General features: G+C 64.5%; 18 protein-coding genes and 1 pseudogene. 7 read left to right on the forward strand and 12 right to left on the reverse strand.

The window, feature by feature from the left end:
- Positions 1-318 precede the first annotated feature (318 nt).
- Positions 319-1,516, forward strand: a pseudogene (locus XH85_RS24830) (M24 family metallopeptidase).
- Positions 1,517-1,817: 301 nt separating this feature from the next.
- Here the strand turns inward: XH85_RS24830 and XH85_RS24835 are convergent.
- From XH85_RS24835 to XH85_RS24845, 3 genes are all read right to left on the reverse strand, one after another.
- Positions 1,818-2,645 carry a hypothetical protein gene (locus XH85_RS24835; protein ID WP_128933900.1) on the reverse strand — a complete coding sequence of 276 codons (828 nt, stop codon included), beginning with the start codon at positions 2,643-2,645 and terminating at the stop codon, positions 1,818-1,820.
- Between the two features lie 678 nt (positions 2,646-3,323).
- Positions 3,324-4,616 carry a siderophore utilization protein FsrB gene (gene fsrB / locus XH85_RS24840; protein ID WP_128933901.1) on the reverse strand — a complete coding sequence of 431 codons (1,293 nt, stop codon included), beginning with the start codon at positions 4,614-4,616 and terminating at the stop codon, positions 3,324-3,326.
- A gap of 59 nt (positions 4,617-4,675) precedes the next feature.
- Positions 4,676-6,664, reverse strand: coding sequence for a TonB-dependent siderophore receptor (locus XH85_RS24845; RefSeq protein WP_164940831.1), 1,989 nt, complete (start codon positions 6,662-6,664; stop codon positions 4,676-4,678).
- A 141-nt stretch (positions 6,665-6,805) separates the two neighbouring features.
- On the opposite strand from XH85_RS24845, the gene XH85_RS45315 reads away from it, so the two are divergent.
- Positions 6,806-7,024 carry a hypothetical protein gene (locus XH85_RS45315; protein ID WP_164940832.1) on the forward strand — a complete coding sequence of 73 codons (219 nt, stop codon included), beginning with the start codon at positions 6,806-6,808 and terminating at the stop codon, positions 7,022-7,024.
- A gap of 151 nt (positions 7,025-7,175) precedes the next feature.
- On the opposite strand, the gene XH85_RS24850 is transcribed toward XH85_RS45315, so the two are convergent.
- The 4 genes from XH85_RS24850 to XH85_RS24865 all read right to left on the reverse strand — a co-directional run bounded on the left by XH85_RS24850 (position 7,176) and on the right by XH85_RS24865 (position 11,587).
- Entirely contained in the window at positions 7,176-7,841 is a 666-nt protein-coding gene (locus tag XH85_RS24850; RefSeq protein WP_128933903.1) for a methionine ABC transporter permease, read from the reverse strand.
- A complete protein-coding gene (locus XH85_RS24855; RefSeq protein ID WP_206732808.1) occupies positions 7,831-8,982 on the reverse strand; it encodes a methionine ABC transporter ATP-binding protein in 1,152 nt (383 codons plus the stop codon). The genes XH85_RS24850 and XH85_RS24855 overlap by 11 nt, the downstream gene beginning before the upstream one ends.
- A gap of 230 nt (positions 8,983-9,212) precedes the next feature.
- Positions 9,213-10,685: a DASS family sodium-coupled anion symporter gene (locus XH85_RS24860; protein WP_128933904.1), complete on the reverse strand. Its 1,473-nt coding sequence runs from the start codon at positions 10,683-10,685 to the stop codon at positions 9,213-9,215.
- A gap of 143 nt (positions 10,686-10,828) precedes the next feature.
- Positions 10,829-11,587: a hypothetical protein gene (locus XH85_RS24865; RefSeq protein ID WP_128933905.1), complete on the reverse strand. Its 759-nt coding sequence runs from the start codon at positions 11,585-11,587 to the stop codon at positions 10,829-10,831.
- Positions 11,588-11,649: 62 nt separating this feature from the next.
- Here XH85_RS24865 and nthA point away from each other — a divergent pair, with 62 nt between their 5' ends.
- From nthA to XH85_RS24880, 3 genes are read left to right on the forward strand one after another with little or no spacing between them, the layout of a single operon-like run.
- A complete protein-coding gene (gene nthA, locus XH85_RS24870) occupies positions 11,650-12,276 on the forward strand; it encodes a nitrile hydratase subunit alpha (RefSeq protein WP_128933906.1) in 627 nt (208 codons plus the stop codon).
- A complete protein-coding gene (nthB, locus tag XH85_RS24875; protein WP_128933907.1) occupies positions 12,273-12,932 on the forward strand; it encodes a nitrile hydratase subunit beta in 660 nt (219 codons plus the stop codon). The genes nthA and nthB overlap by 4 nt, the downstream gene beginning before the upstream one ends.
- Positions 12,932-13,309, forward strand: coding sequence for a nitrile hydratase accessory protein (locus tag XH85_RS24880; protein WP_164939260.1), 378 nt, complete (start codon positions 12,932-12,934; stop codon positions 13,307-13,309). Before nthB ends, XH85_RS24880 begins: the two co-directional genes overlap by 1 nt.
- A gap of 241 nt (positions 13,310-13,550) precedes the next feature.
- Here XH85_RS24880 and queC read toward each other — a convergent pair whose 3' ends face one another.
- Positions 13,551-14,264, reverse strand: coding sequence for a 7-cyano-7-deazaguanine synthase QueC (gene queC, locus XH85_RS24885; RefSeq protein ID WP_128933909.1), 714 nt, complete (start codon positions 14,262-14,264; stop codon positions 13,551-13,553).
- Positions 14,265-14,390: 126 nt separating this feature from the next.
- Between queC and mazG the strand changes: the two genes are divergently transcribed.
- A complete protein-coding gene (mazG, locus tag XH85_RS24890) occupies positions 14,391-15,245 on the forward strand; it encodes a nucleoside triphosphate pyrophosphohydrolase (RefSeq protein WP_128933910.1) in 855 nt (284 codons plus the stop codon).
- Between the two features lie 38 nt (positions 15,246-15,283).
- On the opposite strand, the gene hflX is transcribed toward mazG, so the two are convergent.
- The 4 genes from hflX to XH85_RS24910 form a co-directional block, all read right to left on the reverse strand.
- Positions 15,284-16,684, reverse strand: a complete 1,401-nt coding sequence (gene hflX, locus XH85_RS24895) for a GTPase HflX (RefSeq protein WP_164940135.1) — start codon at positions 16,682-16,684, stop codon at positions 15,284-15,286.
- Between the two features lie 11 nt (positions 16,685-16,695).
- Positions 16,696-16,944 carry an RNA chaperone Hfq gene (gene hfq, locus XH85_RS24900; RefSeq protein ID WP_007591126.1) on the reverse strand — a complete coding sequence of 83 codons (249 nt, stop codon included), beginning with the start codon at positions 16,942-16,944 and terminating at the stop codon, positions 16,696-16,698.
- 310 nt (positions 16,945-17,254) lie between these two features.
- A complete protein-coding gene (gene ntrX, locus XH85_RS24905; RefSeq protein ID WP_027558046.1) occupies positions 17,255-18,625 on the reverse strand; it encodes a nitrogen assimilation response regulator NtrX in 1,371 nt (456 codons plus the stop codon).
- Between the two features lie 17 nt (positions 18,626-18,642).
- The gene (locus tag XH85_RS24910; protein WP_128933912.1) at positions 18,643-21,060 is read right to left on the reverse strand and encodes a sensor histidine kinase; all 2,418 of its coding nucleotides are present in this window, start codon (positions 21,058-21,060) and stop codon (positions 18,643-18,645) included.
- 47 nt (positions 21,061-21,107) lie between these two features.
- On the opposite strand from XH85_RS24910, the gene XH85_RS24915 reads away from it, so the two are divergent.
- Entirely contained in the window at positions 21,108-21,380 is a 273-nt protein-coding gene (locus XH85_RS24915) for a histidine kinase (RefSeq protein WP_128933913.1), read from the forward strand.
- The last annotated feature ends 45 nt before the right edge of the window (positions 21,381-21,425 follow it).

Below are 21,425 nucleotides of genomic sequence, written 5' to 3' on the forward strand. Positions count from 1 at the left end.
AAATGCGAAAACAACCCCATGCACAGTAGCCGTCAATGAGCTGGGAAGAGCCGCCCAGCGCCAGCCCGCAAATGGCCTGGAGCGAAGGTGCGGTGGCAGGAATTCCATCTAAATGTCTGATCTAATTGTACATAAATATATTCCATAATATACCTTATGCGAATTACGGGCATGGACGTGGCAGGCAGTTCCCCAAGCTGGTGCGAACCCTACTTCCGGGCCCAACATCAGGAGCCAACCGAGCATCCGACGGTTAGTCGGATGGTCGCGGACAGGAATTGCAGGAGATCAAAACGCCGCAGCCATGGGAGAGTCGTCATGCAGGAGACCGCTGCCCGCGCCACTGCCTCGCGTGTCATTCCGTTCGATGCCGCCAAGCTCGACCGTCTCATGGAGGACGCCGGCCTCGATGTGTTGATCGCGACCTCCAAGCACAATGTGCAGTACCTGTTAGGCGCTGAGCGGGCGATCTTCTTCGACTATGTGGACGCGCTCGGTGTTAGCCGCTATTTGCCGGTCCTGGTCTATCCTAAGGGCGCCCCCGAGAAAGCGATCTATGTCGGCCACCGGATGGAGACCCATCAGCGCGCTGTCGCGCCGCCATGGGTTCCGGAGCTCCAGACCGAGTCCAATGGATCGGTCGATGCGATCACGCGGGCCGCAGGCCTGATCCGGGATGCCGGCGTGCCCTTGCGGCGGGTCGGGGTCGAGATGGCGTTCCTGCCGATGGATGCCGGCCGGGCACTGGCCGATGCCCTGCCCGGTGCCGAGCTCAAGGACGCCGTCGTGGTGCTGGAGCGGCTGCGGGCAGTCAAATCGGCGGCGGAATTGGCGAAGCTCAAGACCGCGTCCGAGCTCGTCATCGCATCCATGCTGGCGGTGAATCGCCGGCCACGGTCGGGGCACGACCAAGCATCAATTGGCGGATGCGTTGCGCCTCGCAGAAGCCAACCGCGGACTGACCTTCGAATATTGCCTGCTCGCCTGCGGCAGCAGCCACAACCGGGCGCCATCGTCGCAGCATTGGCAGCAAGGCGAGGTGCTGTCGTTGGACTCCGGCGGCAATTATCGCGGCTATATTGGCGACCTCGCGCGCATGGCCGTATTGGGCAAGCCGGATGCCGAGCTGAAGGACTATCTGGCCGAAATCGAGGCGGTCCAGCGCGCCGCCTTCGCCGCGGTCCGGCCGGGCGCCATGGGCGGCGACATCTACGTCGCGGCCGAGCGACAGCTCGCCCAGATCACCCAGCGCGACTGCACCGATTTCCTGGCTCACGGCATGGGCCTCGTCAGCCACGAGGCCCCTCGCCTGACCGCCAGGGGTCCGGTTCCCTACGACGACACCGACGCCCGCCAACCGCTCGAAGCCGGCATGGTGGTGTCGATCGAGACCACGATGAAGCATCCGACGCGTGGCTTCATCAAGCTCGAGGACACGGTCGCGGTAACGCCGACGGGATACGAGATTTTTGGCGAAGGCGGGCGCGGGTGGAATCTCGGCGGCAACGCGCTTTAGCGTAGCGGCAGCAACTCCAGCTGGCTCTGCATCTTGTTGGCGACTGCTGCGAACCAGCTCTGCCTCCGACGGCGGCGCCCCACCCTCGATCACTTCTGCGCGCGACCAGGATGCAGTTTCGCTTTGGTTCGGGCGACTTTCGGTCTGCGAAAGCCGGGCCAGCCCGCCGATCCGGCAACTCGAATGCCCAGGGGGCCAGGTCTCGCCCCCAAAGCGATGTCAGCACGCAGGACGAAATCGAAGGGTCACATGATCACTGAGCCGACGGCTTTGGCTATGCGCAAAATGCTCGAGCTGCCGCTCAGTGCAGCGGCAACAGATCGAGCTCGCTCTGCGCCTTCTTGACGACCGCGGCGAACCAACTCTGGCTCGGCGCTTCCTTGGCGAAGCAGGCTGTGAAGGCGGTCATCGCGTTGTCTTCGCGGGTCATGTCACCGCGCGGGTCCTTCTTGTCGACCGGCTTGGCCATCATCTGTTTCCAGACCTTCTCGCAGGCCGGGATCGGGGTGGTCTTCACAGCGCGCGATGCGGCGATGAAGTACACCTTGTCGCCCTGGATCGCGACGACGTCGATTTCATCCGGCGCACCCTTCAGATCGCCATTGCCGCGCACGCCGAGCACGGCGGCCGCGGCACTCACCGCCGCAGGCTTGGTGATTGGCAGCTCCGCATAGATGGCGAAGGCGGCGTCCTGGATCGCGTAGTAGTAGAAGCGGTCGGATTTCAACGCAGCGCCGCTCTCCTGCGGCATGCCATCCTCGCGATGCTCGCCCAGCCAGTGCTTGAGCAGCGTGGTCGTGGTCACCACCGCTTGCGTCTTGTAACCTTCCGAGGCGAAGCTGAGCCCGTCGAGATGGCCGAAGCCGATGTCGTTCTTGAACAGCGTGTCGACGTTCGACTTGCCCTCGGCCGGCAGCCCCTTGATCGTGACAGGTCCCACCAGGCCACGCAGCACGCCCGTCAGCTCCTTGAGTGCGGCATCGTGCTGCTTATAGATCTCGTCGCTCTCCTTGGCTGCCGAGAACCTTGCGATGTAGCGATCGCGCAGGTCGAGATAATGCTCCTCGAGCGCGGCCGCATTGGCGGGTGTTGCCAAGGCGAGCAGGCAGAGCAAGGCGGGTAATCTCATGGCAATGTCCGCAAAAACTGGAAGCTATCTCCAGTCTTTGTGCCGGTGCCGGGCGAGGAGGTTCACCCGCGATGCCGCGCTGTGCTCTTCGCGCGCGACGCACGGCAATCGATGCAGTCTCCCTCAATAGCTTCGGCCCGGGCCAGACGAGCCGCGCGAACCTCGCGCCCCGCGGAAGTAACGGCACCACCCGTCCGGGCTGATGGGTCCGGCAACGATCTCGCAGCTGCCGGGGGGGCGGAAATGCGCACAAACCCCGCAGCGCTGGGCTCCGTTTGGTTGATACTGGTACTGCGTGACCTCTTTCGGGATGGGCTTGCGTGTGCGGGCATAGGCACCCCGTGGCAGATCCTGCCGTGCCATGGGCCCACGCCGGAGCCGCAGCCGCGCCCGCCAGCGCTGCGCCGCAGAGCGATTTTGCGATGAAGCCGCGGCGAGAAAGACCTTGATCCGGCATGTTGCTGGAGGAAGAGCTTGCACCTACCGGCTTGGATTGATCACTCATCAGTCGCCTCCTGGCGGTACCGCCTTGGGCAAGTGGGATTTCCCAAACCGTGCCGGAATATTCTTGGTTCCTAAATATCCTCAGGTGACCGTAATCGCAGCGCGGCGCGTCACCACGGATATGCGCTACGGATTCGCGGCAGGGTTCATCCGAACGAAGCCCGGACGAGCGCCCTACTCTGCCGGCGTGAGTTGCTGCCGGCCGAGGCGCATCGCCGCGGTCTCGCGCACGCGGACGCGGGCGCGGCGCTTGCGCCACCAGATCACGACGCCAGTGACCGAGAGAGCCGCCACGATGAGGCCCATGATCGAGATCAGGATGCGGCCGAACAGCCCGACGATGCGGCCCGAATGCAGCGGGAATTGCGCCTGCACGAAGATGTCGGCGGCGGTGCCGACCCAGGGCAGGCGCTCGCCGATGGGACGGCCGTCCTCGCTGTCGTAATAGAGCTGCGCCGGGCCGACGCCGCCGGCGCCGTGGTCGTCGCCGGGATGAAAGAAGGCGGCGGCATAGACGCCATGGGCCGGGCCGTAGCTGATCGCGCCGACCGGGGTGGTCCACCCTCGCCCCTTGCCGTCGGCCGCCGCGCGCGCCGCGATGTCGGCAAAGCTGACCTTGGGCTCGATGGGGTTGTCGAGATCGCGATAGGGCCGCTGCTCATAGGGCGTCGGGGTGTAGTTCGAGACCATCTTCATCAGCGGCGAGAACACCTCGAAATAGAGGTTCAGCGAGAACGCCGTGAAGGCGATGACGAACAGCACGCCCCAGGTCCACAGGCTGAAGGCACGATGGATGTCGAAATTGATCCGGTAGGCACTGCCCGAGGTCTTGATGGTCCAGGCCGGCGCCCACCGCGCCCAGAAACCGCGCTCGAGCCGGCGCGTGACTTCAGGCGCCCGCGCCGCCTTGGCGCGCCGGCGTGCGGGCAGCGTCAGATAGAAGCCGACGAAGCAATCGATGGTCCAGATGATGGCGATCACGCCGAGCACGCGCATGCCCCAGCGGTCGCTGCCCCAGAATTCCGGGATGTGCATGGTGTAGTGCAGCTTGTAGAGGAACGAGACAAAGTTTTCTCTCGTCACCGGCCACACCGCGCCCCAATAGCGCCGGCCGAGCTCCGCGCCGGTGTTGGGATCGAGGAAGACTTGATTGTAGTCGAGGGCGTACCGCTTGCCGGTTGCGGGATCGATCCGCGGCATGACGAAGAACCACAGCGAGTGGCCCTCCTCCGGCGTCATGAAGAGATAGACGACGCGTGCGCGCGGATCGCGCTGCTCGATCGTCTTCGCGAGCTCGATCGAGGGAATCGCCGGACCCTTACTGCTGACGTCGAACAAATGGCTGTTCAGGACGTCGTCGATCTCGTGATCCCAAGAGATGATCGCCCCGGTGATGCCGGAGAAGAACAGGAAGCCGGCGGTCAGCAGTCCCGCCCAGCGATGCAGCCGTCCGAATATCGCTCTCATGGTCTTCCACTCTCATCCAGCAGGCCGGGCCGCCATTGCCGAACCGACTTTAAGTGAACTCACCAGCGGTAGGTCAGCTTGCCGATCGCCTTGCGTCCCTCGGCATACATGCAGCCCGACAGGCCGTAGCAGGCGGCGACGTAGCGTGTGTCGGCGAGGTTGGTGACGTTCAGCGACAGGCGCCAATTGTCCCTGGTGTAGGCCAAAAGCGCATCCAGCACGGTCGAGGATCCCACCTTGAAGGTGTTGGCATCATCACCCCAGGTCGCGCCGACGTAACGGATGCCGCCGCCGAACTGCAAGCCTGCGAGCGGTCCGTTCTGGAGCGTGTAGTCGCTCCACAGCGAGGCGCGGTTGAGCGGCACGGTGACCGGCGCCTTGCCGACATTCACCGGATCCTGCGTGACCATGGCATCGACATAGGCATAGGCCGCGCGCAGATTCCAGCCGTCGGCGAGCGACATCGTGCCTTCGAGCTCGATGCCGCGCGACTTCACCTGCCCGATCTGTTCGTAAAAAGTCATTGCAGGTACGTACACAGCGACGTTGTCGCGCGTTAGGTCGAAGGCGGCGAAGGTGAACAGCGCATTCCAGCCGAGCGGCTGGTACTTGACGCCGACCTCGTACTGCACGCCGGTCTCGGGATTGAGCATCTGGCCGCCCGGTCCCGTGGCGAGCACCGGCAGGAAAGATTCCGAGTAGCTGAAATAGGGCGCGATGCCGTTGTCGAAATTGTACATCACGGCGGCGCGACCGGTGAACGCCGAGGCATCCTTCGAGACAGACGTATTGGAGATGCCGCTGTCGAGCTGCGTCGTCACGAAATCCTGGCGGCCGCCGAGCTGGAACGACAGCCGGCCGAGCTTGATCTGGTCCTGCGCATAGAGGCCGAGCTGCGACTGCTTCACGCCGGTGTTGTCGTTCATCGCGCCGATGGTCCAGTCGTAGCTGTAGACCGGGTTGAACACGTTGATCTCCGGCGATGACGTCGTAACGCTAAAGGCGGTGTCGCGAAACGCAGTGTTGCGATAGTCGATCCCGACCAGCGTGGTGTGGTTGAAGATGCCCGTGGTGAACTTGCCCTGGAGCTGGTTGTCCACCGCGAACGAGTTGATGTACGAGTTGCTGTAGCTGCCGAAACGCCCCAGCTGCCCTGCCGCCTCGTCGGTATACCCCGTGCCGTAGAAGGTCTTTTCCTCGTTGTGCTGATAGGCATAGCGCAGGTTCTGCCGGAACGTGATGTTGTCGGTGAAATCGTGCGAGAGCTGGTAGCCGGCGGTCGCGATCTCGGTGTTGAACGCGTTGAAGCTCGGCACGCCCGCGAAGAAGGAAACCGGAATGGTGCGGCCGTTGTTCGGCCACACCGTGCCCGAGGCCGGCAGGAACTGGAGGCCCCACCCTGCCCTGTCGCGCTGGTAGTTGGCGAGCAAGGTGATGGTGGTGTCCTCGTTCGGCTTGAAGGTGACGGCGGGCGCGATGAAGACGCGGTTGTCTTTGGTGAAGTCGACCTGAGTCTCGCCGTCGCGCACCACGCCGGTGAGGCGCCACAGCACTGTGCCTTCCTTGTTGGCGGACCCGCCCATGTCGAACTGGCCCTGATAGCGGTTGAAGCTGCCGCCGGAGATCGAGACCTCGCCGAACTGCTGCGCCGTCGGCAGTTTTGTCACGTAGTTGAGGATGCCGCCGGTGCCGCTGCCGCCATACATCGCCGAGGACGGGCCCTTGAGTATCTCGATACGCTCGGCCCCGTAAGGATCGAGCCCGTTGAAGTGCACGTAGCTGCTGGACGGAATCCGCAAGCCGTCAACGTAGAGGCCCGACATGGTCGTGTCGAAGCCGCGGATCTGAAGGGCGCCGAAGCGAGTGTCCGAGCCGCCATTGACGTCGCCGCTGACGCCGGCCGTGTAGCGCAGCGCCTCGCCGATCGAGACCGCGCCCTGGTTCCTGACCTGGTCGGTGGTGACCACGGACACCGACTGCGGCGTTTCGATCAGCGGTGTATCCGTCTTGGTGGCGGTGCCGCTCCTGGTGGCGACGAAACCGCGCACCGGACCATTGGCGCGTTCGCCGGTGGCGCCGTTCGATGCCGACTGGGTTGGCGCAGCCTGCTGCGCCGGAGCGCGACGATTGGCGCGAGAGGCGCGTGTCGCCGATCTGCGTGACGATGCAATCGCCGCGGGGCGAGCGCGTTGGGCTGGCGCGTCGACGGTGACAGCGGGAATTTGCGTCTGGGCTTGCACGTCACCGAGCGGCACGGAGAGAGCAAATGTGCTGACCGCACCGAAGAAGAGAAGATGAATCTGTCGGCGACGCGTGTCATCACGCGAAGAAAGTTGGAAGTCGGTCACGTCTTGGAAGCCCCACGCACTGCCGGCTTTGCCGGTATCATTTTTGATGCCCCGCCCTAACTCAGGCGGTTTCGGAGTGCGATAGGAACGCGGTTAGAATCCCTCCAGACGTGTGCGCAGCATGTGCGGCGAATGCGCCCAGTCGCGTTTCGATTTTGGAATGTTTCCAGACGGACGAGAATCTGCCCGTCCGCAATATCTGGAAACGATATCAGCGGTGCCGCAGCCGGCGGTTGACGCGACGCGCCAGATAATCGCCCGCGCTCTGCACGAGCTGCACCAGCGCGATCAGCACGACGACGACGGCCAGCATCATCTCCGGCATGAAGCGCTGATAGCCGTAACGGATGCCGAGATCACCGAGGCCACCTCCCCCGACGGCGCCGACCATCGCGGAATAGCCGAGCAGGCTGACGACCGCGAGCGTCAGCGCCAGCACCAGGCCCGGCAGCGCCTCGGGGATCAGCACCTTGAGCACGATCTGGATCGGCGAGGCCCCGAACGAGGACGCCGTTTCAATGAGGCCACCATCGATCTCACGGATCGCGGCTTCGACGAGGCGTGCGATGAACGGTGTCGACGCAATCGTCAGGGGGACGATCGCCGCCGTCGATCCGATCGAGGTGCCGGCGACGAGGCGCGTGAACGGGATGATGGCGACGACCAGGATGATGAAGGGCGTGGACCGCGTCGCGTTGACGATGACGCCGAGCACGCCGTTGATGGCGGGTGCGGCGAACAGCTCCCCCTTCCGGCTGGTCGCAAGAAAGACGCCGAGCGGCAGACCGAAGACGGTGCCGAGCAGCGCCGCGATGCCGACCATGAACAGGGTTTCGCCCGTGGCCTGGGCGATCAGGTTGATGAGTTCAGGCGACATGGCCGAGACGCTCCGCCGGGAATTGATATTGAGACAACCAGGCGAGCGTCCGCGTCGCCGCGTCCTCTCCGCCGGACATGCCAAAAGGAATGCCGAGAACGAGCGAGCCAACGTGCTGGCCGCTGATCTCGTCGATGCGCGCCGAGAGCAGTGCAACGTCGAGGCCGAGCTCTCGGGCGAGCCGCGCCACCAGCGTATCGCCGGCGCCGGCGCCGCGGACCTGGACGCGGATTACGACCTGTCCACCCGCGACCGGCTCCGAAACAATGCGGCTCGCCAGCGACACCGGCAGGCTGTCGCCGATCACCTCCGCCAGGAAGGACTGCGTGATCGGGTGCCTGGGATGGGTGAAGATGTCGGCGACATCGCCGCTCTCGACCACGCGGCCGGCATCAAGCACCACGACCTCCTTCGCGAGCTGACGCACCACCGACATTTCGTGGGTGATCAGCACGATGGTCACCCCGAGCTCGCGGTTGATATTGGCGAGCAGATCGAGGATCGCGCGTGTGGTCTGCGGATCGAGCGCGGAGGTCGCCTCGTCCGACAGCAGCACGCTCGGCCGCGTCGCCAGCGCCCGCGCGATGCCGACGCGCTGCTTCTGGCCGCCGGAGAGTTCCGAGGGATAGCGGTCGTGCTTGTCGGCGATGCCGACCAGCGCGAGCAGCTCGGCGACACGAGCCTTGATGTCGGCCTTCCCCCACCCGGCGATCTCGAGCGGCAGCGCGATGTTGTCAGCCGCCGTGCGCGACGACAGCAGGTTGAAGTGCTGGAAGATCATGCCGATCGAGCGCTGCGCCAGCCGCAATTCGCGCCCTGCGAGCGCCGAGATATCCCTGTTGTCGACGATGACGCAGCCCGTGGTCGGCTTCTCCAGCCCGTTGATCAGCCGGACCAGGCTCGACTTGCCGGCGCCGGAGCGGCCGATCACGCCGGTGATGGAACCGCGCGGAATCGCGAAGTCGATGTCTTGCAGAGCGTTGACGCCGGGCTTGCCGCGATAGGCTGGATAGGTCTTTGAGATGCCGGCGAAACGGACCATCGCGTCCAGCTCGGTCGCGGCAGGCGAAATCGCTTCAGGCGTCTGGATCGGCTGTCCGATCGCAAGCGATTGGTGGGCGTTCATGGTGGTGGCCTTCATGCACAATGGTTCGCTTGCCCGCAAAATCCGCGGGGAAGCCTGGTCGCTATCATGCGACGGGATTGGAACCGCGATGAGGGCTCGGAAAGCGCGCTGCACCGCAGCACGCACCATCACCCTTTCAGGTCCGTCTTGCAATGTCAGATATCTGCGGGAGTTGGATGAAGTTTTCCAAATCCCGCCCCTCGGGGAGAAAATTCATCTGCCAGGCCAAGAGCCTCCGGCGCGGCTCAGTGGACCTGCAACCAGGGCAGCACGATCAGCAGGAGGCCGGCGAAATAGAGCAGGCCGAAGATCAGGCCGAAGCCCCAGAACTGGCCTTTGCCGATGTAACCGCTGCCGAAATACATCGGCGCAGGTCCCGTCGCGTAAGGCGAGATCACGCCCATCAGGCCGAGCGAATACATGCAGAGCATGGCGAGCGTCGTGACCGGCAGATCAGTGATGCCGGATCCGACCGCCAGCACCACCGGCAGCACGGCGGCGGCATGCGAGGTGATGCTCGAGAAGAAATAGTGGATCCAGAAGAACAGCGCGACCAGCAGCAGCATCGCGGTCGATGGCGACAGCCCCGCGAGCGGCTTGGCGTACTCGCTCGCGAACCATTTGATGAAACCGATCTCGTTGAGGCCCGAGGCCAGCGTCAGCAGCGAGGTGAAATAGAAGAACACTTCCCAGGCGCTCTTCTCGCCGACGATGTCGGCAAACTCGATCACGCCGGTCACCAGCATCAATGAGATCACGATGAACACGACGGTGGTGGCGTTGACGAAGTTCGAGCCGAGCACGGGGACGTGGATGTCCGGGCTCGAGCCCGCGATCCACAGGAACATCGCCAGCACGATCAGGCCGAGCATGATCCATTCGTTGCGCGACATCGGGCCCATCGCGCTGAGCTCCTTCGCCGCCCATTCCGAGATTTCCGGGCTGCGCTTCACCTCGGGACGGCACACCAGATAGCTGAGCAGCGGCACGAGCACCATCAGGAGGATGCCGAGCGGCGCAAAGCCGACGAACCACTGGCTCCAGCTCACCTCGATTCCGACCGTCTTCTTGGCGATCGCAAGCGCTGCCGCATTGGGTGCGAGCGCGGTGAAGAACAGCGAGCTCGTGATCGCGGTCGCCGCAAAGGCGGTCCACATCACATAGGTGCCGATCCTGCCGGCGGTCGGTCCCGGCTCGGAGCCATAGATGCGCGGGATGTTGCTGATGATGGGATAGACGATGCCGCCGCTGCGCGCGGTGTTCGAGGGAGTCGCCGGCGCGAGCAGGAAGTCCGACATCGCGACCGCATAGCCGAGGCCAAGCGTGTTGCGGCCGAGCCGCTGCACCAGCACCAGCGCAATGCGCCGGCCGAGCTGGCTCTTGCGATATCCGATCGAGAACACGAAGGCGCCGACGATCAGCCATACGGTGCTCTCGGCAAATCCCGCCAGCATCCAGCGCAGCGATTTCGTGGGATCGGCATCGATATAGCCGGCGACGCCCGCGACCGTGAGACCGATGAACCCGACTGCACCGACGGGCATCGATTCCAGGATGAGCCCGGTGATGACCGCCGCGAACACGGCAAAATAGTGCCACTGATTGACATTGAGACCCGACGGCACCGGCCACAGATAGATCGCCAGCCACACCACGAGGGGCGCGATCAGCTTCCAGCGAAACCCGTTCGCCTCAGACGCCTGTGAGCTAACGGTCATGGGCCCTCCCCTCGATTGTCGTCAAATCAAGCGGCCCGTTGGCCGGACCGCTCTTGTCCCATCGCGGCGTATACGGATTGTCCGCGGCGCGATCAATGGCCAGAAGCGGGTTCTGCCGCTAAGTGCCTGATTTTCCGAGAGGCTCACAAATGTCCGGTGCGCCGGTGCTCCGGCTCGCTACCATGGACAGGAAACCTGATCGTTGTGCCGATGGTGATCCAGTTGGCGTTCTCGCCGGTGATGTTGCGGCCGTAGATCACGTCGACGGAGAATATCTCATTTGGCCGGTAGCGCACGCCGGTCTGAAAGCGCGGCTGCACGATACTCGCGATCTGGGACGCGCCGGCCTGGCCGTAAGCCTCGACCGTCCACTGCAACGTGTCGGTGAACTTCCAGTCGAAGCCGATGCCGTAGGTCAGGTAGTGGCGATCGACCGTGCGATCCCAGAGCCAGCCGGCATTGACGTTGACGCGCATGGTCTCGGACAAGCGAAAGGTCGCTGGTATGACCGCAAAGGCGGACAACGCTTCGCCGGTCGCAGCATCGAATGATCCACCGCCATAGGCCGACAATCCCCAGCGCCCGATTCCGGTCGGAATGAAATTGGCCTTGGCTTTCGGAGCCAGCGTCGTGCTCCAGTCGCCATCGCTGCGGGCCCGAATGGTCTGCATACTCAGCTCGATCGGCCTGAAGGGATCGACGACGCAGGAGGGATTGGCAACCGCTGCGAAATCCGTGTTGGAAGCAGTCGACAGCCAGCTTTCGACCTTGCAGGAGCCGACCTCGGAGATATCGGCGGCATCGACTGCATAGGCGCCATTCGCCGCGCGCGCATCCTGCGCCGCAATTGCGACAAGAGCCGCGATTGCGGCGGATATTCCGGTTCGTGCAGCCCAGCCCATGGCGCGATGTTAGCAGAGTCTTCGCCTCGACAAGGCCTGGATTCTGGGACTATCTTCGCGCCATGAGCGAGCATCATCACGACCACGATCACGACCATTCCGAGCTGTCCGAAACCGAGCTGCGCGTGCGCGCGCTCGAGACGATCCTGACCGAAAAAGGCTATGTCGAACCGGCCGCGCTCGATGCCATCATCCAGGCCTATGAGACCAAGATCGGCCCGCATAACGGCGCGCGCGTCGTCGCAAAAGCCTGGACCGATCCGGCCTTCAAGAAAGCGCTGCTGGAGGACGGCAGCAAGGCGATCGGCACGCTCGGCCATGTCAGCCGCGTCGGCGATCATCTCGTCGTGGTCGAGAACACGCCGCAGCGTCACAACATGGTCGTGTGCACGCTGTGCTCCTGCTACCCCTGGGAAATGCTGGGGCTGCCGCCGGTCTGGTACAAGGCGGCGCCCTACCGCTCGCGCGCAGTGAAGGATCCGCGCGGCGTGCTCGCCGATTTCGGCGTCGCGCTGCCCAAGGACATTGAAATCCGGGTGTGGGATTCCACCGCCGAGACGCGCTTCCTGGTGCTGCCGATGCGCCCCGCGGGCACCGAGGGCTGGAGCGAGGAGCAGCTCGCTGAACTCGTCACCCGCGACTCCATGATCGGCACCGGCTTTCCGCGGAAACCTGGAGCGCCGTCGTGAACGGCGTGCACGACATGGGCGGCATGGACGGGTTCGGCAAGGTCGAGCCCGAGCCGAACGAGCCGATGTTCCACGCGGATTGGGAAGCGCGTGTCCTCGCCATGGTGCGTGCGATGGGTGCGGCCGGCGCCTTCAACATCGACACCTCGCGCTTCTATCGCGAAACGCTCCCGCCGCATCTCTATCTCTCGAGCTCCTATTACAAGAAATGGTTCCTCGGTCTCGAGGAGATGCTGGTCGAGAAGGGCTATCTCACACGGGAGGAGGTCGCCGCCGGCCACGCGATGCAGCCAGGAAAGGCGCTCAAGCACGGCAAGTTCGATCTCGCCAATGTCGAGCGCGTGATGGTGCGCGGCAAGTTCGCCCGCCCTGCCCCGGCCCCTGCGAAATTTGCGATCGGCGACCGTGTACGCGCCAAGAACATTCATCCGGCGACGCATACGCGGCTGCCGCGCTATGTGCGCGGCCATGTCGGCGTCGTCGAGCTCAACCATGGCTGCCACGTGTTTCCTGACACGGCCGCGATGGAGCAAGGCGAAAATCCGCAATGGCTCTACACCGTCGTGTTCGAGGGTCGCGATCTCTGGGGCGCGGATGGCGATCCCACGTTGAAGGTTTCGATCGACGCGTTCGAACCCTATCTGGACCCGGCGTGATGAGCCGCACGCTTGCTGCCGCCGCAACGGCGGCGATTCCGAGCATTCCTCGCGACGACGACGGCCCGGTGTTCCGCGCGCCCTGGGAGGCGCACGCGTTTGCGATGGCGTTGAGCCTGCACGAACGCGGTGTGTTCACCTGGCCGGAATGGGCCGCAGCGCTCGCCGACGAGATCAAGCGCGCCCAGGCTGCCGGCGATCCGGATACGGGCGAGACCTATTACCTGCACTGGCTCGCCACGCTGGAAGGCCTCGTCGCACGCAAGGGCGTCGCTTCGACGGAGACGCTGCACCGCTACCGCGACGCCTGGGACCACGCCGCCGACCGCACGCCGCATGGCAAGCCGATCGAGCTGCGGCCGGAGGATTTTCGGTAGGTCTCGCTGAGTTCGTCATTGCGAGCGCAGCGAAGCAATCCAGAATCCCTCCGCGGCGGCAGTCTAGATTGCTTCGTCGCAAGAGCTCCTCGCAATGACGGCGGAGAGAGCGCGGGTTCTCTCCGCCTGTCGTCGCCCGGCTTGACCGGGCGACCCATTACGCCGCGGCCTCTTGGCTCAAGCACGGTCTCTAGGACACTGGATCACCCGCTTTCGCGGGTGATGACCCGAATTTGTAGTCTCAGCGCCCCGCCACGAACTCTCGCCACCCTTTCGCCCGCAGGCTGCACGCCGGGCACTCCCCGCAGCCGTATCCCCACTCGTGCTGCGCGCCACGTTCGCCCAGATAGCAGGTGTGGGACTGCTCGCGGATGAGGTCGACAAGCCCTTCGCCCCCGAGGTCGTGCGCGAGCTTCCACGTCGCCGCCTTGTCGATCCACATCAGCGGCGTATGCAGCTCGAACTGCTTGGCCATGCCGAGCGAGAGCGCGGCCTGCATGGCGCGGATGGTCTCGTCGCGGCAATCGGGATAGCCGGAATAGTCGGTCTCGCACATGCCGCCGACGATATGGGTGATGCCGCGCCGGTAGGCCAGCGCCGCGGCGAAGGTCAGAAACACCAGATTGCGGCCGGGCACGAAGGTGTTGGGCAGGCCGTCGGCGCCCATCGCGATCGCGACGTCGCGGGTCAGCGCCGTCTCGGACACGGCCGCCAACGTCGGGATCGACAGCGTGTGGCTCTCGCCGAGCTTTGCGGCCCAATCCGCGCGCAGGCCCTTGATGCCCTCGAACAAGCGGTCACGGCAGGCCAGCTCAATGGCATGGCGTTGGCCGTACTCGAACCCCAGAGTCTCCACGCGGGCGAAACGGCTGAGCGCCCAGGCGAGGCAGGTGGTGGAATCCTGGCCGCCGGAAAACAGCACCAAGGCGGTCTGTGATGAAAATGCGTCGCTCATGCCCCGCGCTTTAGCACTGCGCAGACCGCCCGCCAATCGGTGGAAATCGGCCTGTTCCGCCGCGCCCCGCTGGGAACGTCCGCCCGCTTTTGGCATAAGGCTTTGGAGCCAGGAGACCGCCCCGCAATGACCCCTTCCCGCGACATTTCCCGCCTGATCGAGATCATGGCGGCGCTGCGCACGCCGGTGACCGGCTGCCCCTGGGACCTCGAGCAGAATTTTGCGACCATCGCGCCCTACACGATCGAGGAAGCCTATGAGGTGGTCGATGCGATCACACGCGGCGATCTCGACGATCTGCGCGAGGAACTCGGCGACCTCCTGTTGCAGGTCGTGTTCCACGCCCGGATGGCTGAGGAGCAGAACGCGTTCGCTTTTGGCGACGTCGTCGAGGCCATCACCCGCAAGATGATCCGGCGTCATCCCCACGTCTTCGCCGACAAGGACGGCAATCTCGCCTCCTCTCACGTCAATGAAGTCTGGGACCGCATCAAGGCCGAGGAGAAAGCCGAGCGCGCCGCGCGCCGGCCGCCGGAGGACGCGCCGGCGCACAAATCGCTGCTGTCGGGCGTGAAGGCTGGCCAGCCCGCTCTGACCCGCGCCACGGAGTTGCAGCGCAAGGCCTCCACCGTCGGCTTCGACTGGAACGACCCGCGCGCAGTGCTGCAAAAGATCCGCGAGGAAGCCGACGAGATCGAGGCCGCGCTGGATCGAAATGACAAGCAGGAGCTGGCAGAGGAAACCGGGGACCTGATTTTCGCACTCGTCAACCTCGCCCGCCATGTCGACGCTGACCCGGAGGCCGCGCTGCGTGCAACCAACGCGAAGTTCGAGCGGCGCTTTGCCTATATCGAGCGTGCGCTTGAGGCGCAGGGCCGCACCCTGGAGCAGGCCTCGCTGGCGGAGATGGATGCGCTATGGAATGCGGCGAAGGACGAGGAGAAGCCGGCGTCGGAGGGACGCAAGGAAGTTCGCCGGTAACTTCAGTGTCGTCCTGGCTTTCGCCAGGACGACGGCTGCTATGTGGCCGACAGATGCGGCACCGCATCGAACCGCGACACCACGATATCCCGCTTGGTCTCGTCCACTCGCACGGTCATGTCGAAGCGGCCGTCGTGCAGCTCTTTCGCCAGCACCTCGGCATTGCGATGGAGCCAGCTGATGCCGGCCCCGTCCGCGGCGTCGATGGAGAGATCGAGCGTGGTGCGCTTGGCGGCCAGGCGTTCCTCGATCGCGGCCAGCAGTGCGTCGATGCCCTCGCCTGATACGGCTGACACCAGCATCGCCGGATGATCCTCCGGCCTGCGCGCGGCGATATTGAGCAGCTCTTCGCGCTGCTCGGCGTCGTAACGGTCGATCTTGTTCCAGACCTCGATGATGCGGCCGGAATCGTCGGGGTTGATGCCGAGCTGGCGCAGCACCGCGTCGACATCGCTCTGCTGCGCCTCGGCATCGTCATGCGAGATGTCGCGAACATGCAGGATGACGTCGGCCTCCAGCACCTCCTCCAGCGTGGCGCGGAAGGCGGCGACGAGCTGTGTCGGCAGGTTGGAGATGAATCCGACCGTGTCGGACAGCATCGCCTTGCCGCCATGCGGCAGGTTGAGCGCGCGCAAGGTCGGATCCAGCGTTGCGAACAACATGTCGGCGGCCTGCACGTCGGCGCGGGTCAGGCGGTTGAACAGCGTCGACTTGCCGGCATTGGTGTAGCCGACCAGCGCGACGACGCGATACGGCACGCGCTGGCGGCCGGCGCGATGCAATCGTCGCGTCGCCTGCACCTTCTTCAGCTCACCCTCGAGCTTGGAGATGCGCTCCTGGATCAGGCGGCGGTCGGCTTCGATCTGCGTCTCGCCGGGACCGCCCATGAATCCGAAACCGCCGCGCTGGCGTTCGAGGTGGGTCCAGGAGCGCACCAGGCGCGAGCGCTGGTAATTGAGGTGGGCGAGCTCGACCTGGAGCGAGCCTTCCCTGGTCTTGGCGCGGCGGCCGAAGATTTCCAGAATGAGCCCGGTGCGGTCGAGCACCTTGGCGTGCAACTGCTTCTCGAGATTGCGCTGCTGGATCGGCGCCAGCGCACAATCCATCACCACCAACTCGACATCGAGGCTCTTGGCCAGCGCGGCGATCTCCTCGACCTTGCCCTTGCCGATGTAAGTGGCAGGGCGGATCTGGCTGACCGGCGCGATGATGGCATCGGCAATGACGAGATCGATCGCGCGCGCGAGGCCCACGGCTTCATCGAGCCGGGCCTCGGCGTCGCGCTGGACTTGGTTGGACAAGCCATGGCTTTCCGATTGCGCGTCGGCACTGCCCGCACGCACTCGCAAGTAGGGGCCGATGACCAGCACCCGCCCCGTCTGCTTAGCCCCTGCCGACCGCGGACGGTCGGCGTCCCCGTCGAAATTCCGGGGTTCCAATCAGAGCACTCTCAAGCCGGCTGATCCTCGCCGCCTTCGAACAACTGGATCGGAGCGCCCGGCATGATGGTCGAGATCGCATGCTTGTAGACGAGCTGCGAATGACCGTCGCGCCGAAGCAGCAGACAGAAATTGTCGAACCAGGTCACGATGCCCTGGAGCTTCACTCCGTTGACCAGAAAGATCGTTAGTGGCGTCTTGGTTTTGCGAACGTGATTAAGGAAGGTGTCCTGTAGGTTTTGTGCGCGGTCTGCCGCCATTTTTTTTCTCGCTTTGAGTTTCTTTTTATTGCGCCGGTTGCGCCCCTGTTTTGGTTGATGCGGGGCCTTTCCCGGTTGCCGTCCCTCATGAGATCCCCCTCGGAAGGAACAGCTGTGCGATTAGAGGACAGGTGGAGTTATTAGGCAAGCCGCTTCACGCGCCAGCCCTCGCCGTCTTGCCCCGAAAAACTACGGAAATCGATGATTTTCCTCGCTTATCCCTGATGTCTCACCGCAACGTCGCGGCGCGAGATCTTGTTTTGACGCGTTTTCTTTACGCGAACCGGTACCCACTTCGCTCGAAAACGCTTTAGCCGACACCGAGCGCCTTCAGCTTCCGATGCAGCGCCGAACGTTCCATGCCAACAAATTCGGCCGTGCGAGAAATATTTCCTGAGAAACGGCTGATCTGTGCAATCAAATAGTCGCGCTCGAATACTTCGCGCGCTTCGCGCAGCGGCAGGCCCATGATGTGCTCGCCATTGTTGCTGGTCGGCATCGCCGGCACCATGGAGCCGACGTCCTGCGGCAACATGTCGGCCGTGATGATGACCTCGGGCCCGCCCGCAGCCAGAATCATGACTCTCTCAACGTTGTTGCGGAGCTGGCGCACATTGCCCGGCCAGACGTGCGATTGCAGCACCGCCATCGCGTCCTGCCCGATCTGCCGCTTGGGCAGGCCGCTGCCGGCCGAGATCTGCTCCATGAAGTAGTCGATCAATTCCGGAATGTCCTCGCGCCGCTCCGACAGCGCAGGCACGCGGATCGGCACCACCGAGAGCCGATGATAGAGGTCCTCGCGGAAATGGCCGGCCGCGATCTCCTCTTCGAGATTGCGCGCGGTGGAGGAGATGATGCGGACGTCCACCTGCACCTTGGCGGTGCCGCCGACGCGCTGGAACGACTGCTCGACCAGCACGCGCAGAATCTTGTTCTGGGTCTCGCGCGGCATGTCCGCGATCTCGTCGATGAACAGCGTGCCGCCATGGGCTTCCTCGAGCGCACCGGGCTTGCGCGGCTGTTCGCCGTTGGATTGCTCGACGCCGAACAGCTCATGCTCCATCCGCTCGGGCGTGATCGCGGCTGCGTTGATGACGACGAAGGGGCCGTCCGCTCGGCCCGAGGCGGTGTGCAGCGTGCGCGCTGTCAGCTCCTTGCCGGCGCCGGCGGGGCCGACGATCAGGATACGGCTGTTGGCCTTGGCCGCGCGCTCGATGGTCTGGCGCAGCTGGTTCATGCTGGGCGAGCGGCCGACGAGCTGGCTGGCGCTCGGCGCGAGCTGCTTCAGCTCCTTGACCTCGCGCTTGAGCCGCGAGTTCTCCAGCGCTCGGGTCGCGACCAGGATCAGCCGGTCGGCCTTGAACGGCTTCTCGATGAAGTCGTAGGCGCCGCGCTTGATCGCGGCGACCGCGGTCTCGATGTTGCCGTGGCCGGAGATCATCACGACCGGCAGATCGGCGTTGTCCTTCTTGACCTGCTCCAGGAGCTGCAAGCCGTCGAGCTTGGAGCCCTGGAGCCAGATGTCGAGGAACACCAGATGCGGCCTGCGATTGGCGATCTCGGCCAGGGCCGTATCGCTGTCGCGTGCCGTCCTTGTGACGAACCCCTCATCTTCGAGAATGCCCGCAACGAGATCCCGAATATCGGCCTCATCATCGACAATCAGAATTTCACTAGCCATGGGTCGCGCCTGCCTTGTCAGCTACCTGTTGAGGCTTCGATTTTCGTTGAATCATTGGTCTTTTCAGTCGGCTCTTTGGTTTCGGCGGCCGGCTCGTTTGTTTCCGAGTCCGGCCTGGATTCCTTGACGGAATCCCCAACCGTTTCCTTGTTGCCCGGCTTGGTTGCTTCCGGGAGCGCCGGCTCGGCTCCCTCGGACTTCGCGGGTTGCCCGGAGATCGCAAAGCGCATCCGCATCCAGGCGCCGCGCTGGCCTTCGCGGAAGTCGGAGGCGTCCTTCAGCTCGATGCGTCCGCCATGGTCTTCCAGCACGCGGCCGACGATCGCCAGCCCCAAGCCGGTGCCCTTGGCGCGCGTTGTGACGTAGGGCTCGAGCAGCCGCGAGCGCGCGACCTTGGGCAGGCCGATGCCGTTGTCGACCACGTCGATCAGCACGTCCTCACCTTCGCGCGACACCACGACGTCGATGCGGCCTTTTCCGTTTTCCTGGCCGAGCTCCTCCGGCGGGACCTGCTCGATCGCCTCGGTGGCGTTCTTGACGATGTTGGTGACGGCCTGGGAGATCAGTCGCCGGTCGAACTGGGCGCGCAGCGGATCCTCTTTGAACTCGGCCTCGATGTCGATCTCGGGATGGGCGACTTTCATCAGGAACACCGCCTGCCGCACGGTGTCGGCGACGTCCTCGCCCTCCATCACCGGTTTCGGCATGCGTGCGAAACGGGAGAACTCATCGACCATGCGCCTGATGTCGTCGACCTGGCGCACGATGGTGTCGGTGCACTGGTCGAAGATCTGCTTGTCCTTGTCCTCGGTGATGGTCTTGCCGAACTTGCGGCGGATGCGCTCGGCCGAGAGCTGGATCGGCGTCAGCGGATTCTTGATCTCGTGGGCGATGCGGCGCGCCACGTCGCCCCATGCCGAGGTGCGCTGCGCGGAGACCAGCTCGGTGATGTCGTCGAGCGTGATAATGTAGCTGTCGCGCGGTTGGCTGGTCTTCTCGGCGCTGACGCGGACCGAGAGATTGCGCTCGGTGCCGTCGCGGGTGATCGTGATCTGGCCCTGCACCAGGCGCTGGGTCCCTTCCCGCGCCGCCTTCATCATCTCGTCGAGCTCAGGCAGCACGTCCGAGAGCGGGTGGCCGAGCGTCTCCGCTTCGGAGTGTCCGATCAGCTTCTCGGCGGAGCGGTTGAGGATTCCGACGCTGCCGGACGCGTCGACGCCGATGATGCCGGCGCTCGCCGACGACAGCACGGCCTCGATGAAGCGGCGGCGGCTATCGATGAGGTCGCTGGCGTTGACGAGCTCGTCGCGCTGGCTGCGCAATTCCTGCGTCATCTTGTTGAAGGTCTCACCAAGCTGGGCAAGGTCGCCTTCGGACTGGTGCACGGCCACCTGAACATGCAGGTCGCCGGTCGAGACCGTGTGGGCTGCATTCATCAGCCGCCGGATCGGCGAGACCAGCGAGTTGGCGAAGTTGAGGCCAATCAGCACCGAAGCCATCAGGATGGTCAGCGCGATCACCGCGAACATCAGCGCGAAGGCGACCTGGATGCCGAGCCGGCGCGACTCGATCTGGGCGTATTCGGCGACGCTGACCTCGGTCTGCTTGAGCTGGTTGACGACGTTCGGATCGAGTGGCCGGGCGACGTAGAGGAAGGTGTCGTTGAAGGCACGCAGGCGGATCACCGCGGCGACGAAGCTCGCATCCGGTAGCACCGCGATTTCGGGTTCGTTCTCGTTCACGTTGCTGAGGAAGTCCGGCGCGGGCGGCGAGTAGGCCAGCCGCATGCCGGTGTCGGCGGATTCCAGGATGTTGGTGTTCTTGTCGATGATCATCGCGCCCGGCAAATTGCGGGAGCCGGCGCTGGCGGTCAGCATCTCCCGGAACGAGCGGCGGTCCTGGTCGTAGAGCGGCCGGGCGTGCGCGATGTCGTTGGCCATGCCGAGAATGTCGCCGCGGATCAGCTGCGCATGGTCCTGCATGTAGGCCCGCGCGATCGTCAGCGAATTCTGGATCACCTCCTTGGTCGGGCCCGAGAACAGCCGGTCGAGGCCGCGCTCGATGGTGACGTTGGCGACGACGGCGACCAGCACCGCCGGCAGCACCGCCACGATCGAGAACAGGCTGACGATCTGGACATGGAGGCGCGCGGCCGCCCGGCCCCGCCGTCGGGCCAGGATCAGCTGCCAGAGTTCCCGGATGATGATCCCGACCAGGAGCAGGATCGTGGCCGCATTGATCAGATAGAACGAGCGGACCACCTCCGGCGTCGGCTCGATCTTGGTGAGGCCGGTCAGAACCAGGAACGTGAGGAAGGCCGACAGCAGCGCCAGGGCCACGGCAAAGGGTGCCAGCCAGCGCCGCAGCGACCAGCGCTTGGGCTCTTCGGCTGGGGCCGTGTCAAAGGATGCGGCCGAGGTATCTGCGCTGATCATTCCGGCAATGGGTGCTGAAAAACGGGTCCGCGGGCGCGCGGATACTGATGTATTCGTACCACATTGTTGCCGAATTGCGACAATTCCGCGGCGTCTCCGCCGCGACCGACGCGCCCATCCACAAGACATGGTGGTTGACGGGAACGGATTCCCGCCATCCCGGCTTGACGGGGATGGATAGATTTTTTCTCGCGACGATGGTCTCGGCCGTTCTTCTGCTGATCGTGGCCGCCGACCTCCTGGTCAACGGCCTGGGTCTCCAGCAGCCGCCGGTGAATGTCGCTAGCGTGACGCCGGCACCCGGCCGGCTTGTTAGATAGATGTGATACCGCGCGTTGCCGCCGAATGACCAATTTGAATGTGCG

Origin of the sequence: Bradyrhizobium zhanjiangense (assembly GCF_004114935.1) — a bacterium.
GTDB classification, from domain to species: domain Bacteria; phylum Pseudomonadota; class Alphaproteobacteria; order Rhizobiales; family Xanthobacteraceae; genus Bradyrhizobium; species Bradyrhizobium zhanjiangense.

Bases quoted from the DNA above. Each gene is read 5' to 3' on its own strand.
- queC (WP_128933909.1), bottom strand. From the start codon at position 14,264: ATGAGCGACGCATTTTCATCACAGACCGCCTTGGTGCTGTTTTCCGGC.
- XH85_RS24850 (WP_128933903.1), bottom strand. From the start codon at position 7,841: ATGTCGCCTGAACTCATCAACCTGATCGCCCAGGCCACGGGCGAAACC.
- fsrB (WP_128933901.1), bottom strand. From the start codon at position 4,616: ATGAGAGCGATATTCGGACGGCTGCATCGCTGGGCGGGACTGCTGACC.
- hfq (WP_007591126.1), bottom strand. From the start codon at position 16,944: ATGGCGGCAGACCGCGCACAAAACCTACAGGACACCTTCCTTAATCAC.
- ntrX (WP_027558046.1), bottom strand. From the start codon at position 18,625: ATGGCTAGTGAAATTCTGATTGTCGATGATGAGGCCGATATTCGGGAT.
- XH85_RS24860 (WP_128933904.1), bottom strand. From the start codon at position 10,685: ATGACCGTTAGCTCACAGGCGTCTGAGGCGAACGGGTTTCGCTGGAAG.
- XH85_RS24835 (WP_128933900.1), bottom strand. From the start codon at position 2,645: ATGAGATTACCCGCCTTGCTCTGCCTGCTCGCCTTGGCAACACCCGCC.
- XH85_RS24910 (WP_128933912.1), bottom strand. From the start codon at position 21,060: ATGATCAGCGCAGATACCTCGGCCGCATCCTTTGACACGGCCCCAGCC.
- XH85_RS24915 (WP_128933913.1), top strand. From the start codon at position 21,108: ATGTATTCGTACCACATTGTTGCCGAATTGCGACAATTCCGCGGCGTC.
- XH85_RS24855 (WP_206732808.1), bottom strand. From the start codon at position 8,982: ATGAAGGCCACCACCATGAACGCCCACCAATCGCTTGCGATCGGACAG.
- XH85_RS24880 (WP_164939260.1), top strand. From the start codon at position 12,932: ATGAGCCGCACGCTTGCTGCCGCCGCAACGGCGGCGATTCCGAGCATT.
- mazG (WP_128933910.1), top strand. From the start codon at position 14,391: ATGACCCCTTCCCGCGACATTTCCCGCCTGATCGAGATCATGGCGGCG.
- nthA (WP_128933906.1), top strand. From the start codon at position 11,650: ATGAGCGAGCATCATCACGACCACGATCACGACCATTCCGAGCTGTCC.
- XH85_RS24865 (WP_128933905.1), bottom strand. From the start codon at position 11,587: ATGGGCTGGGCTGCACGAACCGGAATATCCGCCGCAATCGCGGCTCTT.